This window comes from Pectobacterium aquaticum (assembly GCF_003382565.3).
GTDB lineage: Bacteria > Pseudomonadota > Gammaproteobacteria > Enterobacterales > Enterobacteriaceae > Pectobacterium > Pectobacterium aquaticum.
On sequence record NZ_CP086253.1, the window covers coordinates 3895910 to 3911924 of the forward strand.

The 16015-nt window shown below is 51.5% G+C and carries 8 protein-coding genes, 1 tRNA gene and 3 rRNA genes; all 12 read right to left on the reverse strand.

Annotated features, from left to right (window positions below; all coding sequences use genetic code 11):
- Positions 1 to 277: 277 nt before the first annotated feature.
- Positions 278 to 2005: a bifunctional isocitrate dehydrogenase kinase/phosphatase gene (gene aceK / locus DMB82_RS18005; protein ID WP_102119422.1), complete on the reverse strand. Its 1728-nt coding sequence runs from the start codon at positions 2003 to 2005 to the stop codon at positions 278 to 280.
- A gap of 49 nt (positions 2006 to 2054) precedes the next feature.
- Positions 2055 to 3362: an isocitrate lyase gene (aceA, locus tag DMB82_RS18010; RefSeq protein ID WP_116155345.1), complete on the reverse strand. Its 1308-nt coding sequence runs from the start codon at positions 3360 to 3362 to the stop codon at positions 2055 to 2057.
- A 31-nt stretch (positions 3363 to 3393) separates the two neighbouring features.
- On the reverse strand, positions 3394 to 4992 hold the full coding sequence (aceB, locus tag DMB82_RS18015) for a malate synthase A (protein ID WP_116164721.1): 1599 nt from the start codon (positions 4990 to 4992) through the stop codon (positions 3394 to 3396).
- A gap of 283 nt (positions 4993 to 5275) precedes the next feature.
- Positions 5276 to 6205, reverse strand: a complete 930-nt coding sequence (gene metA, locus DMB82_RS18020; protein ID WP_116164723.1) for a homoserine O-acetyltransferase MetA — start codon at positions 6203 to 6205, stop codon at positions 5276 to 5278.
- Positions 6206 to 6447: 242 nt separating this feature from the next.
- Positions 6448 to 6563, reverse strand: a 5S ribosomal RNA gene (rrf, locus tag DMB82_RS18025).
- 129 nt (positions 6564 to 6692) lie between these two features.
- A 23S ribosomal RNA gene (locus DMB82_RS18030) occupies positions 6693 to 9599 on the reverse strand.
- Positions 9600 to 9834: 235 nt separating this feature from the next.
- A tRNA-Glu gene (locus DMB82_RS18035) sits at positions 9835 to 9910 on the reverse strand.
- Positions 9911 to 10050: 140 nt separating this feature from the next.
- Positions 10051 to 11592 (reverse strand): 16S ribosomal RNA (locus DMB82_RS18040).
- The 16S, 23S and 5S rRNA genes sit together here with 1 tRNA gene alongside, the layout of an rRNA operon.
- A 392-nt stretch (positions 11593 to 11984) precedes the next feature.
- Positions 11985 to 12524: a menaquinone-dependent protoporphyrinogen IX dehydrogenase gene (hemG, locus tag DMB82_RS18045; RefSeq protein ID WP_228400017.1), complete on the reverse strand. Its 540-nt coding sequence runs from the start codon at positions 12522 to 12524 to the stop codon at positions 11985 to 11987.
- Between the two features lie 21 nt (positions 12525 to 12545).
- Complete coding sequence (trkH, locus tag DMB82_RS18050) at positions 12546 to 13997, reverse strand: Trk system potassium transporter TrkH (RefSeq protein WP_116165032.1); 1452 nt, start codon at positions 13995 to 13997, stop codon at positions 12546 to 12548.
- A 42-nt stretch (positions 13998 to 14039) separates the two neighbouring features.
- Complete coding sequence (locus tag DMB82_RS18055; protein WP_116165034.1) at positions 14040 to 14651, reverse strand: IMPACT family protein; 612 nt, start codon at positions 14649 to 14651, stop codon at positions 14040 to 14042.
- Positions 14651 to 15982, reverse strand: coding sequence for a Xaa-Pro dipeptidase (gene pepQ, locus DMB82_RS18060; RefSeq protein ID WP_116156278.1), 1332 nt, complete (start codon positions 15980 to 15982; stop codon positions 14651 to 14653). The genes DMB82_RS18055 and pepQ overlap by 1 nt, the downstream gene beginning before the upstream one ends.
- Between the last annotated feature and the right edge of the window lie 33 nt (positions 15983 to 16015).

A 16015-nucleotide genomic window follows, 5' to 3' on the forward strand; every position in this document is an offset into this window, starting at 1 on the left:
AAATTATGCAGCGGTGAACTTGACTGCCGAGTGAGCGACAGGACGTCGCGAAAGCCAGTGCCGCGTCGGGAACGCGTCACTGGCGGCTCGACTAGCGGTCAAGAGCATCGATGGGACCGCGTAGCGGCATAATTTAGCCGGAAGCCTGGGTTCGTAGGGCGGCGGCGACTGAGCCGCCCTACGTCGGGCGCGTATACGGTATCGCATGTGAATGGCAGGGGTGTGGCGCACGAAACGCCCTCTGAGACAGAATAAATTAACGAATAACGAGCCACGCTCAAATTTCAACACGTTGACTAAAACGCTTCCTCCGCCGGTAGGCGTAAACATCCTCAATGTGCCCTTCTCTAATACGCTGCTGTAGTGCTCGCCAGTAGTCCGCACAAAACAGGTCGCCGTGCATTTCCTCAAACAGCGTACGAATGTGGCGGTCACTACACAGGAAATGGGGGAATTCTTCGGGAAACACATCGTTTGGCGCGACGCTGTACCACGGCTCGGCGGCCAGTTCGTCCTCTGGGTAACGCGGCGGCGGGATTTTGCGGAAATTAACCTCAGTCATGTAGCAAATTTCATCGTAGTCATAAAAGACGACTCGCCCATGACGCGTGACGCCGAAATTCTTGAATAGCATGTCGCCGGGGAAAATATTCGCCGCAGCCAGTTGTTTGATGGCATTGCCGTATTCTTCAATCACATCATGCAGCTGTTGAACGTTTGCCTGCTCCAGATAGAGGTTCAGCGGCGTCATCCGGCGTTCCATGTACAAGTGTCGGATCACCAGTTGGTCGCCCAGATCCTCCAGTTTTTCCGGCACCTCCCGCCACAGCTCATCCAACAATTCTGGGCTGATGCGATGCTTATCAATGACGAAGTTTTCATATTCCTGCGTATCTGCCATGCGCCCGACGCGATCGTGCTCTTTCACCAGTTGATAGCATGCCATGACCCGCTCGGCGCTCACTTCTTTCTGCGGCGCGAAACGATCTTTGATGACTTTAAATACGCGATCGAACGAAGGCAGCGTAAACACCAACATCACCATACCTTTCACGCCGGGAGCGATAATAAACTGCTCTTCTGATGCCGCAATGTAGTGCAGATATTCGCGGTAATACTCAGTTTTACTATGCTTCTGGCAGCCGATGGCCAGATAAAGCTCCGCTGTCGTCTTCCCCGGTAAAATGTCACGCAGCCAAGCCACCAGCGCCGACGGCAGCGGGGCATACACCATAAAGTAAGAGCGGGCGAAACCGAACACAATGCTAGCGTCAGCCTGACTGCTTAAGCAGGTATCAATAAATAACGCACCGCGTTCGTTGTGGTGAATCGGCAGCAGGAACGGAAAAACACCGCCAGAGAGCGACAGTTTGCCCACCAGCCAGGCCGCTTTGTTACGATAAAACAGCTCATTCGCCAGCTGTAACGTCGCGTGCGCAAGCTGCTCCGTTGAGAAAGTGCGCTGCAAATACGCAGTGATATAACCAATATCACGCGGCAAATCTTCCCACGGTAAGCGCAGCGGCACATCGCTCAGCAGCTTTTCCAACATGCTCTGCCAGCCGTCAGTGGGCACAAACGTCTTGGCGATAGGCCGGGGAATCTCACGAAAGCGCTGTTCGGGCTGAGAACTGAAAACAAACAGTTTGTCAGGTGCCAGTTCCCGATGGTTAAACAGCCGACAGTAGACGGAATTAAAGAAACTCTCTGCAATCTCAAAACGCGGGTAGTCCGGCAATAAACGGGTGTAGATATGCTTCACGCGAGCCAAAAAATCCGCATCATCGCAGAGAATGCCGGTAATACAGCGCAGCTGTTCGACCACCAGACCAACGTGGTGATCGTATAAGTGAATACGCTGTTTCATTGCCTGTTGTACGGCGGACCAGTCAGCCTGTTCAAAGCGCTGCTGTGCACCCGCTGTCACTTCGAGAAAACGTCCATATTGCGCATCAAACCCTTGCAGGATCGTCTGCGACACCAGCTTTTCAAGGTCACGCGTCATCATGATCTCCCGATGAAACCCGGTCAGCCGAAAACTGACCGGGTTAGGATCAGAACTGCTGTTCTTCCGTCGATCCCGTCAGCGCCGTCACTGAAGACTCGCCTCCCTGAATGATGTTCGTTACCTTATCAAAGTAGCCAGTCCCGACCTCCTGCTGATGCGATGAGAAGGTATAACCGTCTTTAATCGCTTCAAATTCAGGCTGTTGTACTTTTTCTACGTAGTGCCTCATCCCCTCGCCCTGCGCATAGGCATGCGCCAGGTCAAACATGTTGAACCACATGCTGTGGATGCCAGCCAGCGTAATAAATTGATATTTGTAGCCCATCGCCGACAGCTCATCCTGAAAGCGTGCAATCGTGCTGTCATCGAGATTCTTCTTCCAGTTAAAGGAAGGCGAGCAGTTGTACGCCAGCAGCTTACCGGGGAATTTCGCATGGATGGCCTCGGCAAAACGGCGCGCCAGCGATAAATCCGGCGTTGAAGTTTCGCACCACACCAAATCGGCATAAGGCGCATACGCCAGACCACGGCTGATCGCCTGCTCGATCCCGGCACGCGTACGGTAAAAGCCTTCCACCGTGCGTTCTCCAGTGATGAAGTTACGGTCATGCTCATCGCAGTCGGAAGTCAGCAAATCCGCCGCATCCGCATCGGTTCGCGCGACCAGCAAGGTAGGCACCCCCAAAACATCCGCAGCCAGACGCGCTGCAACCAGCTTCTGAACGGCTTCCTGAGTCGGCACCAGCACTTTGCCGCCCATGTGGCCACATTTCTTCGCCGATGCCAGTTGATCTTCAAAGTGAACCGCCGCCGCGCCCGCTTCAATCATCGACTTCATCAGCTCAAACGCATTAAGCACGCCGCCAAACCCCGCCTCCGCATCCGCAACAATTGGCAGAAAGTAGTCGGTATAACGCTTATCACCCGGCTCAATGCGGTTCGACCACTGAATCTGATCGGCGCGCCGAAAGGTGTTGTTGATGCGTTCAATCACCGCAGGTACGGAGTTCGCCGGGTAGAGCGACTGGTCGGGATACATGCTGGACGCCAGATTGGCATCTGCCGCCACCTGCCAGCCGGAAAGATAAATCGCTTCAATGCCCGCTTTCGCCTGCTGTAAAGCCTGTCCTCCCGTCAGCGCGCCTAGGCAATTAACATAGCCTTTGCGTGAGTCACCATGCAGCAGGTTCCATAGCTTTGCCGCGCCGAGCTGTGCGAGCGTGCATTCCGGGTTCACCGATCCCCGTAGATTAATCACATCTTCTGCGCTGTAGGGGCGCGTAATACCTTCCCAGCGGGCGGTTTTCCACTCTTTTTCGATATGCTGGACTTGTTGGGTACGAGAGGTCGTCATAGCAGAGGTTCCTTTTTATTATCAGTCAGGATTAATCAAGCAATGCGTAGCCAGGTAGCGTCAGGAAGTCGATCAGCTCATCTTGCGTGGTAATTTGCTCCATCAGCCGAGCGGCTTCATCAAAGCGCCCTCCGCTGAAGCGGGCATCACCGAGTTCCTCCTGAATCACAAACAGTTCTTCGGCCAGCATCTGGCGGAACAGCGCTTTGGTGATCACACGACCATCGCTCAATGTCTTGCCGTGGCGAATCCACTGCCAGATTGAGGTGCGGGAGATTTCTGCCGTCGCCGCGTCTTCCATCAGCCCATAAATCGGGACGCAGCCATTGCCGGATATCCATGCTTCGATGTACTGCACCGCAACGCGGATATTCGCGCGCATCCCCACTTCCGTGCGATCTCCCGGGCAAGGCTCCAGTAACTCCTCAGCGTGAATGGGCGCATCTTGTTCACGGCTGATATCGAGCTGATTTTTGCGTTCACCTAATGCTCGGTCGAACACCTCCATCACGGCATCGGCCAGCCCCGGATGGGCCACCCAAGTGCCGTCATGGCCATTGTGAGCTTCCAGCTCTTTGTCTTTACGTACCTTATCCAACACCCAGTTATTGCGTTCCGCATCCTTACTTGGGATGAACGCCGCCATCCCGCCCATGGCGAACGCGCCACGGCGATGGCAGGTTTTGATCAACAGCCGCGAATAAGCGCTAAGGAAGGGTTTTTCCATCGTCACCGACTGACGATCGGGTAGAACGCGATCGCTGTGGTTCTTTAATGTTTTGATATAACTGAAGATGTAATCCCAGCGGCCACAGTTCAGCCCAACAATATGATCGCGTAGGTGGTAGAGGATCTCGTCCATCTGAAAAACGGCGGGCAACGTTTCAATCAACACCGTTGCTTTGATCGTCCCGCGCGGCAGATCAAAACGATCTTCCGTGTAGCAGAAGACATCGTTCCACCAAGCCGCTTCCTGCCATGACTGCGTCTTTGGCAGATAGAAATAAGGACCGCTACCTTTCTTCAGCAGTTCCTGATAGTTGTGGAAAAAATACAGCGCGAAGTCGAACAGACTGCCGGGAATCGCTTCCCCCTGCCAGGACACGTGTTTTTCTGGCAAATGCAAACCGCGTACACGACAAATCAACACGGCAGGATTGGGTTTCAGTTGGTAGATCTTTCCAGTTTCATTGATGTAGGAAATCGTACCGCGTACGGCATCACGCAAGTTGATTTGCCCGTCGATCACTTTTTCCCAATTCGGTGACAACGAATCCTCAAAGTCCGCCATGAAAACTTTCACGTTGGCATTCAATGCGTTGATCACCATCTTTCGTTCGACCGGACCGGTAATCTCAACACGACGATCCTGAAGGTCATCGGGAATACCGCGTATTGTCCATGTCTTATCACGAATGGAAGCCATTTCTGAAATAAAATCAGGCAACTTACCCTGATCAATACTACGCTGTTGTACCTGCCGTTCGGCGAGTAATTGATTACGAGCTGGCGTAAAATGCGCGACCAGCTCCGTTAAGAAATCAATCGCTTCTTCCGTAAGAATTTGCTTCTCACCTTCGCCAAAACGCTGACTAAACGCCAATTCTCTGTTTATCGTCTGCTGCATCATTCGTGGTTCCTTTTCAGATTCCGCTTCATTTATCAACAACCGCCAAATCGGCAAACCAGTATGTACATTTCTTAGCCGACAGAATTAAGCGTAATACAATAAAAAACAAAATCAAAAACAATTTCCATTTTAATCATAAATCAAAAATAACCTCATGATAAAAATGAAGATTAAAATAAAAAAAGAAGAGAAATAGCTTTCACTCACTAACGAGAATGGAATGGTTCAGTACAAAAAAGAAAGGCACCCTTGCAGGTGCCTTAGAGAAAAGAAGGGGAACGGGTTAGTCCAGCGTAGGGTTCATCCGGCGTAAATCGTAAGGCGTAATCTGGTAAACATAGTAATTCAGCCAGTTAACAAAAAGCAGATGACCGTGGCTACGCCAGCTCGCTTTCGGTGCCAGTTCAGGATTGTCATCGGGGAAATAATTTACTGGCACAGTCGGATCCAATCCGGCGTCACAATCGCGGAAAAACTCGCCCGCTAGCGTCAAGACATCATACTCTGGGTGTCCGGTAACAAACGCCAAACGTTTATCTTTGCTGGCAAACAGGTAAGCACCAGCCTGCTCCGACTCAACCAAAATCTCTAAATCCGTATGCTCCCGAATCACATCAACCGGAAAATCTGCATAGCGTGAATGTGGTGCCAGGAACGTTTCATCAAAGCCGCGGGTCAGCAAAGCGTGAGGTTGCAACGTGTGGTGCGAGTAAACACCAGATAGCTTTTCCTTACGGGTCATCTTGGGAATGCCGTAGAGGATATTGAGAGCAGCCTGTACAGCCCAACACACGAATAATGTGGAGGTAACATGCTCTTTTGCCCATTCAATGACACGCGCGATCTGTGGCCAATAGACAACATCACAGAAATCGACTAATCCCAACGGTGCGCCAGTCACAATCAGGCCATCAAAATTTTCGTTTTGGATGTCGTCGAAATCGCAGTAGAAGTTATTCAAATGCTCGGCCGGCGTATTCTTTGATTCACGACTATCGATACGCAGCAGTTGGATATCGATCTGTAAGGGGGAGTTGGATAACAGGCGCAGAAACTGGTTTTCAGTCTCGATCTTTTTAGGCATCAGGTTCAGAACCAGCACTTTGAGGGGCCGAATTTCCTGCGTTTTAGCACGCGAGGACGTCATCACAAAGACGTTCTCATTACGTAGAAAATTGACAGCTGGTAACTCATCAGGAACCCGAATTGGCATAACCTTATATCCTCAAAGCATACGTTTAAACGTTTAGACATCCAGATGCCCGAAGATAGCGAGTTTTTGTACTCATGTCGAGCGCTCAACGCATAAGGTGAAAATGTTTCACGAGACACAACACGCTGCATATCATCAGCACGACTTCTGCTGAATACGTTCAAGCGCATAGGAATCACTCAGGGGAGCAACCCATAGCAAAAAGCCCCTGTCTTGCGACAGGGGCTTTCCACTTATTTGATGCCTGGCAGTTCCCTACTCTCACATGGGGAAGCCCCACACTACCATCGGCGCTACGGCGTTTCACTTCTGAGTTCGGCATGGGGTCAGGTGGGACCACCGCGCTATCGCCGCCAGGCAAATTCTGTTTCATTCCAACCGTCATGCTTCGCTCACGCCCTCGCACAACCATCAGAACCAATCTTTGAACAAGCTAAATATCAAAACACGTCGCTATGAGTCACTCTCAAAACACCTTCGGTGTTGTAAGGTTAAGCCTCTCGGGTCATTAGTACTGGTTAGCTCAACGTATCGCTACGCTTACACACCCAGCCTATCTACGTCGTCGTCTTCAACGGCCCTTCAGGGGCATCTAGTGCCCAGGGAAGACTCATCTCGAGGCAAGTTTCCCGCTTAGATGCTTTCAGCGGTTATCTCTTCCGCACTTAGCTACCGGGCAATGCAATTGGCATCACAACCCGAACACCAGTGGTGCGTTCACTCCGGTCCTCTCGTACTAGGAGCAACCCCTCTCAATCTTCCAACGCCCACGGCAGATAGGGACCGAACTGTCTCACGACGTTCTAAACCCAGCTCGCGTACCACTTTAAATGGCGAACAGCCATACCCTTGGGACCTACTTCAGCCCCAGGATGTGATGAGCCGACATCGAGGTGCCAAACACCGCCGTCGATATGAACTCTTGGGCGGTATCAGCCTGTTATCCCCGGAGTACCTTTTATCCGTTGAGCGATGGCCCTTCCATTCAGAACCACCGGATCACTAAGACCTGCTTTCGCACCTGCTCGAGCTGTCACTCTCGCAGTCAAGCTAGCTTATGCCTTTGCACTAACCTCCTGATGTCCGACCAGGATTAGCTAACCTTCGTGCTCCTCCGTTACGCTTTGGGAGGAGACCGCCCCAGTCAAACTACCCACCAGACACTGTCCGCAACCCGGATTACGGGCCCACGTTAGAACATCAAACATTAAAGGGTGGTATTTCAAGGTTGGCTCCACAAGAACTGGCGTCCTCGCTTCAAAGCCTCCCACCTATCCTACACATCAAGGCTCAAGGTTCAGTGTCAAGCTATAGTAAAGGTTCACGGGGTCTTTCCGTCTTGCCGCGGGTACACTGCATCTTCACAGCGAGTTCAATTTCACTGAGTCTCGGGTGGAGACAGCCTGGCCATCATTACGCCATTCGTGCAGGTCGGAACTTACCCGACAAGGAATTTCGCTACCTTAGGACCGTTATAGTTACGGCCGCCGTTTACCGGGGCTTCGATCAAGAGCTTCGCCTTGCGGCTGACCCCATCAATTAACCTTCCGGCACCGGGCAGGCGTCACACCGTATACGTCCACTTTCGTGTTTGCACAGTGCTGTGTTTTTATTAAACAGTTGCAGCCAGCTGGTATCTTCGACTGAGTTCAGCTCCGTGAGCACGTCACTTCACCTACCATCAGCGTGCCTTCTCCCGAAGTTACGGCACCATTTTGCCTAGTTCCTTCACCCGAGTTCTCTCAAGCGCCTGAGTATTCTCTACCTGACCACCTGTGTCGGTTTGGGGTACGATTTGATGTTACCTGGAGCTTAGAGGCTTTTCCTGGAAGCGTAGCATTGGTTACTTCATCACCGTAGTGACTCGTCATCACGCCTCAGTGTTAATGACGACCCGGATTTACCAAGGTCATCCACCTTCACGCTTAAACCGGGACAACCGTCGCCCGGATAACCTAGCTTTCTCCGTCCCCCCTTCGCAGTAACACCGAGTACAGGAATATTAACCTGTTTCCCATCGACTACGCTTTTCAGCCTCGCCTTAGGGGTCGACTCACCCTGCCCCGATTAACGTTGGACAGGAACCCTTGGTCTTCCGGCGTGCGGGTTTTTCACCCGCATTATCGTTACTTATGTCAGCATTCGCACTTCTGATACCTCCAGCAGCCCTCACAGGCCACCTTCGACGGCTTACAGAACGCTCCCCTACCCAACAACACCTAAGTGTCGCTGCCGCAGCTTCGGTGCATGGTTTAGCCCCGTTACATCTTCCGCGCAGGCCGACTCGACCAGTGAGCTATTACGCTTTCTTTAAATGATGGCTGCTTCTAAGCCAACATCCTGGCTGTCTATGCCTTCCCACATCGTTTCCCACTTAACCATGACTTTGGGACCTTAGCTGGCGGTCTGGGTTGTTTCCCTCTTCACGACGAACGTTAGCACCCGCCGTGTGTCTCCCGTGATAACATTCTTCGGTATTCGGAGTTTGCATCGGGTTGGTAAGTCGGGATGACCCCCTAGCCGAAACAGTGCTCTACCCCCGAAGATGAATTCACGAGGCGCTACCTAAATAGCTTTCGGGGAGAACCAGCTATCTCCCGGTTTGATTGGCCTTTCACCCCCAGCCACAAGTCATCCGCTAATTTTTCAACATTAGTCGGTTCGGTCCTCCAGTTAGTGTTACCCAACCTTCAACCTGCCCATGGCTAGATCACCGGGTTTCGGGTCTATACCCTGCAACTTAACGCCCAGTTAAGACTCGGTTTCCCTGCGGCTCCCCTATACGGTTAACCTTGCTACAGAATATAAGTCGCTGACCCATTATACAAAAGGTACGCAGTCACCTAACAAGTAGGCTCCCACTGCTTGTACGTACACGGTTTCAGGTTCTATTTCACTCCCCTCGCCGGGGTTCTTTTCGCCTTTCCCTCACGGTACTGGTTCACTATCGGTCAGTCAGGAGTATTTAGCCTTGGAGGATGGTCCCCCCATATTCAGACAGGATGTCACGTGTCCCGCCCTACTCATCGAACTCACAACTTGTGCATTTTTGTGTACGGGACTATCACCCTTTACTGTGCGACTTTCCAGACGCTTCCACTAACACACAAACTGATTCAGGTTCTGGGCTCCTCCCCGTTCGCTCGCCGCTACTGGGGGAATCTCGGTTGATTTCTTTTCCTCGGGGTACTGAGATGTTTCAGTTCCCCCGGTTCGCCTCATGACACTATGTATTCATGTCATGATAGTGTGTCGAAACACACTGGGTTTCCCCATTCGGGTATCGTCGGGTATAACGCTTCATATCAGCTTACCGACGCTTATCGCAGATTAGCACGCCCTTCATCGCCTCTGACTGCCTAGGCATCCACCGTGTACGCTTAGTCGCTTAACCTCACAACCCGAAGGTGTCTTTAATAAATAAAGCCAACGTCGCGCTGCGATTATTTGAGAGACTCATTGACAAACTGATTCATCACTCACACTACATTACTGTTGTGTCAGTATGTTCAGCTGTCATGTTTCAATTTTCAGCTTGTTCCAGATTGTTAAAGAGCAATATCGTAAACATGACTCCGAAGAATCATCTTTAAGATATTCATGATAATGTCTTTCACTCATTATCGGATTGGCGTCCCCAAGGGGATTCGAACCCCTGTTACAGCCGTGAAAGGGCAGTGTCCTAGGCCTCTAGACGATGGGGACACGAAAAATCCGTACCGAATCAGAAATTCGGCACTATCGCGTCAGCATGAGTTTACACTCATCGCATCAACAGGTGCGCTTGCTCAGTATTTTCATCAGACAATCTGTGTGAGCACTTCACTTAACACACATCTTCTTGGTAAGGAGGTGATCCAACCGCAGGTTCCCCTACGGTTACCTTGTTACGACTTCACCCCAGTCATGAATCACAAAGTGGTAAGCGCCCTCCCGAAGGTTAAGCTACCTACTTCTTTTGCAACCCACTCCCATGGTGTGACGGGCGGTGTGTACAAGGCCCGGGAACGTATTCACCGTAGCATTCTGATCTACGATTACTAGCGATTCCGACTTCATGGAGTCGAGTTGCAGACTCCAATCCGGACTACGACGTACTTTATGAGGTCCGCTTGCTCTCGCGAGGTCGCTTCTCTTTGTATACGCCATTGTAGCACGTGTGTAGCCCTACTCGTAAGGGCCATGATGACTTGACGTCATCCCCACCTTCCTCCGGTTTATCACCGGCAGTCTCCTTTGAGTTCCCGACCGAATCGCTGGCAACAAAGGATAAGGGTTGCGCTCGTTGCGGGACTTAACCCAACATTTCACAACACGAGCTGACGACAGCCATGCAGCACCTGTCTCACAGTTCCCGAAGGCACTAAGGTATCTCTACCAAATTCTGTGGATGTCAAGAGTAGGTAAGGTTCTTCGCGTTGCATCGAATTAAACCACATGCTCCACCGCTTGTGCGGGCCCCCGTCAATTCATTTGAGTTTTAACCTTGCGGCCGTACTCCCCAGGCGGTCGATTTAACGCGTTAGCTCCGGAAGCCACGCCTCAAGGGCACAACCTCCAAATCGACATCGTTTACAGCGTGGACTACCAGGGTATCTAATCCTGTTTGCTCCCCACGCTTTCGCACCTGAGCGTCAGTCTTTGTCCAGGGGGCCGCCTTCGCCACCGGTATTCCTCCAGATCTCTACGCATTTCACCGCTACACCTGGAATTCTACCCCCCTCTACAAGACTCTAGCCTGTCAGTTTTGAATGCAGTTCCCAGGTTAAGCCCGGGGATTTCACATCCAACTTAACAGACCGCCTGCGTGCGCTTTACGCCCAGTCATTCCGATTAACGCTTGCACCCTCCGTATTACCGCGGCTGCTGGCACGGAGTTAGCCGGTGCTTCTTCTGCGGGTAACGTCAATCGATAAGGTTATTAACCTCACCGCCTTCCTCCCCGCTGAAAGTGCTTTACAACCCGAAGGCCTTCTTCACACACGCGGCATGGCTGCATCAGGCTTGCGCCCATTGTGCAATATTCCCCACTGCTGCCTCCCGTAGGAGTCTGGACCGTGTCTCAGTTCCAGTGTGGCTGGTCATCCTCTCAGACCAGCTAGGGATCGTCGCCTAGGTGAGCCATTACCTCACCTACTAGCTAATCCCATCTGGGCACATCCGATGGCGAGAGGCCCTAAGGTCCCCCTCTTTGGTCCGAAGACGTTATGCGGTATTAGCTACCGTTTCCAGTAGTTATCCCCCTCCATCAGGCAGTTTCCCAGACATTACTCACCCGTCCGCCGCTCGTCACCCAGAGAGCAAGCTCTCCTGTGCTACCGCTCGACTTGCATGTGTTAGGCCTGCCGCCAGCGTTCAATCTGAGCCATGATCAAACTCTTCAATTTAAGATTTGTTTGATTTGCTGAACTCGTCAGCGATGCTCAAAGAATTAGTCACTGTTCATTCGTAATGAATTTTACTGTTGTTCACTCTTCAAGACTTTTTTATATCGTTAAGATACGGTCTTGTGAGTGCCCACACAGATTGTCTGATTAAATTGTTAAAGAGCAGTGCCACTTCATCGGTGGCGCGGGCTGCACATACTATGCTTTTCCGCTGTGAAGTCAAGTCATTACTGACTGCTTCGTTGAATCTTTTTGCTGTCACCACAACCGCGTGTCGCTGTTGCCGTGTCAGTGGATGCGCATTATAGGGACTTCTCGGCCACTGACAAGCGCTAAATGCAAAAAAATTATCGAGTGATTTTTTTTTCAGCAAAGCGAATTAAAAGACGCCATTATGCCGGGTTTTTCGCCGCTAATTGGGCGAAATCCTGTGCGAAACGAGCAACCTGCTGCCAGTCTGTATATTCAACTTCTTTTGTACTATCCGTTTCCCCACCCGTTATACGCATAATGAGTTGAATCATTACCCGATCAAACCAGCGGTAACGTGGATAACGCAAAGCACCAGCGAACACACAGCACAAATCTGGCTGCCAAGGGGAATTCAGCAGAAATTTACGCGTGTAGGCATTAGTTTGTATCGTGCGTTTTTCTGGTTTACGTGCGGTGAGATTCACGGAGAAGAATGCGCTGGGAAGCTGTTGCAGAGAAACCAGATGCTTATGGATAAATTGATTTACTGCTGGATGAAAGCGCCCGTACCGAATCGACGCCCCAATCAGGACCTGGTTGTATAGACTCAGATCGATATCATTCGCATTGAGTACGTTAACCACATCGCACTCCAGGGTTCCTTTCAGCGTATTTGCAATATAGGAGGCAATCGCTCTTGTTTGCCCATCCCGACTCGAAAACACGATCAAAGCTTTCATTGTTTTTTATCCTTATGGGGACTATTCCCGCCAGAAGGTTGGCGTAAACAGCACTAAAAGCGTGAAGACTTCCAAACGACCAAACAGCATCGTCAGTATCAGAATCCATTTCGCCGTATCATTCATCGACGTAAAATTCTCCGCGACGACACCCAAACCCGGCCCCAGATTATTCAATGTGGCGGCGACCGCCGCAAACGCAGAGAAATCATCAACGCCTGTCGCAATGACGGCTAGCATGCTGACAATAAAAACCAGCGCATACGCGGAAAAGAATCCCCATACGGCTTCAAGGATACGCTCCGGCAACGCGCGGTGCCCCAGCTTGATCGTGTAAACCGCATTCGGATGCACTAAACGCTTGAGCTCACGCGATCCTTGCAGGAAAAGCAGCAGGATACGAATCACTTTCAAGCCGCCCCCAGTTGAGCCCGCACACCCGCCAACAAACGCGGAACACAGAAGCAAAACAGGCAGAAAAAGCGGCCAGGATGCAATGCTATCCGTCGTAAACCCTGCCGTTGTCGCCATCGAGACAACTTGAAAGAACGACTGATTGATCGTCTGCATCCCGCTGTCATACACGTGATGGAACCACAGGACAATCGTACACACGGCCACCAGCGACAACTGAACAAAAATGAACATGCGGAATTCTGGGTCACGCCAGTATACCTTCAGGCTGCGACCACTCAGCAGAGCAAAGTGCAAACCAAAGTTACAGCCGGAAATCAGCAGGAATATCGCGATGATGGTGTTAATCGTTGGGCTATTAAAGTAGCCGATACTCGCATCATGAGTAGAGAACCCGCCGACAGACACCGTAGAGAAGCTGTGGCCAATCGCATCGAATACCGGCATGCCAGCCAGCCAAAGCGCGACAGCACAAGCAATCGTAAGTAAAAGATAAATCAGCCACAGCGTTTTTGCCGTATCGGCAATACGCGGGCGCATTTTGTTTTCCTTCAACGGCCCCGGCATCTCCGCACGATAAAGCTGCATTCCACCGACACCAAGAATCGGCAGGATGGCAACGGCGAGTACGATGATCCCCATCCCACCAAACCATTGCAGCATTTGTCGATAAAACAGAATAGCTTTAGGCAGTGAATCCAACCCGACAAGCGTAGTGGCGCCCGTTGTCGTTAACCCAGAGAACGATTCGAAAAAAGCATCCGTTACGCCCAAATTAGGATGTTCAGCAAACAGGAAAGGCAGCGCACCGACGCTGCCCAGCACCGTCCAGAAGAGGACTACGATCAGGAATCCTTCACGAGATTTCAGTTCATGCTTCTGTTTTCGGTTTGGTAGCCATAGCATGATGCCAATCGCCAGCGCGACAATAAATGTCTGCGTAAACGCTCGGCCGGCGCCATCGCGATAAATTAACGCCACCAGTCCGGGAATAACCATCGTCCCAGAAAAAAGGATAACCAACTGGCCGACAATACGGGTTATGGCGCGCAAGTGCATCGCAGGGAATTCCTTAATGATTCATAAAAAGCGCTGGGATTATTATGGAACCGGCAATAAATGCAACGCGCCGCGGCTTAAATCACGTAATTTCATTGCCGCCTCCTCGGTTCCCCTAACGGGGATAGAGAACCGCAATACGACTTCCACGCCATACTCACTATGCAGAATTTTTCCGCCAAGCTGGAAGATCAGTGATTCAAGCTGGGGCAACAGTGCATAGTCACAGTGTAAGCCATACTCTTTTTGCAATACTTTCTCTTGCAGCGATAGCAGCTTCAGCGCTTGCTGAACACCACCACCATAAGCCTTCACTAACCCACCCGTGCCCAGAGGGATTCCACCGTAGTAGCGTACGACCACGGCCGTAATCTCACCGACACCGCTTCCCATTAGTTGCGACAGCATCGGCTTACCTGCCGTGCCGGAAGGCTCACCATCGTCAGAAAAACCCAGTTGCTGCGAATCGTCAGGCGCACCCGCAACAAATGCCCAGCAGTGGTGACCCGCCGAAGCATGCTCTTCCCTGACATGCTGGATAAACGCTTTCGCCGCGTCAATTCCCGGTGTTGCCGCCAGGATCGTCGTAAAGCGGCTTTTCTTGATTTCCTCGCTGAAGCTCACTGGCGCAGCAGGAATAGGATACGCTTGCATCAGGCCAGATTCAGGTCGCGCGTCATGTTCTCCACGCGCCCTTCATGAATGACAATATTATCCTCGATACGGATACCGCCAAACGGTTTCAGCACATCGATTTTTTGCCAGTCAAAGTGCTGACGCAATTCTCCCTCACGCCACGGAGCAAGCAAGGATTCGATGAAATAGATGCCCGGTTCGATCGTCATGACCATGCCGGGTTCAAGCACGCGAGTACAACGCAAATAAGGATGCTGCGACGGCGCTGCCAGATGTGTGCCGCGATCGTCTTGCATAAATCCGGCGACATCATGCACCTGCAAGCCCAGCGGGTGGCCAAGACCGTGCGGCAGGAAAAGCGATGTCATCCCTTGCTCCACCATAGCCTCTTCGCTGATGTCCCGCACCAGTTGATGTGATTTCAGCAGCTTCGCAATCCGCTGATGCATCTGAAGATGGTAATCGGTATAACGCACTCCCGCCTGAACGGTATCAATCAATGAAAGCATTTCCTGATTGAGATCGTTAATCAGTAGGGCAAACGCACCATCACTCTGCGCAGAATAGGTACGCGTCAGATCGGCGGCATAGCCGTTATATTCGGCACCCGCATCAATCAGAAAACTGCGGACATCGGAAGGCACCTGATGATCGAGCTGGGTATAGTGCAACACTGCGGCATGTTCATTTAGCGCGATGATATTACCGTAAGGGACATCGATATCCCGATGGCCGGTAGCCGTCAGATACGCCAAATTAATATCGAATTCGCTCATCCCGGACAGGAACGCTTCATGCGCCGCCCGGTGACCGATAACAGCGGTCTTCTGCGCTTCACGCATGCAGGCCAGTTCGTAGTCTGTTTTGTAAGCGCGATGATAGTGCAGATAATCCAATACGCCCTGAGGATTAATATTGTCTGCACGAATTCCCAAATCCTGCGCACGCTGCGGGGCATAGCCGATATAGGCAACACGCTCGCGCTGCGATGGAAGCAGTTGCCCAATATCATCAGCATTCCGTAGCACGGTAATCTCAATCTCTTCAGTCCAGAAGCTCTCGGGGACAGGCGCAACGTTATGCCAGTAATCGACTGGCGAATAGAACCACAGCTTCGGCGGGTTAACACCGTCAACCCATAGCCAGCAGTTCGGCACCTGCGTGACAGGCACCCACGCTTTAAATTGCGGGTTAACTTTAAAAGGATAGTCGTGATCGTCCAGAAAAACGGTCAACAGCTCACCAGAGTGAATCAGTAATGCGTCAAGCTGATGGCGCGCTAAAACCGTCTGAGCACGCGCTTGCAGCGTAGCCAGATGGTGATGATATAAAGAAGCCAGCTTTTCCATGAGTATCCTTGTACGTCACGACATGATCCCTCC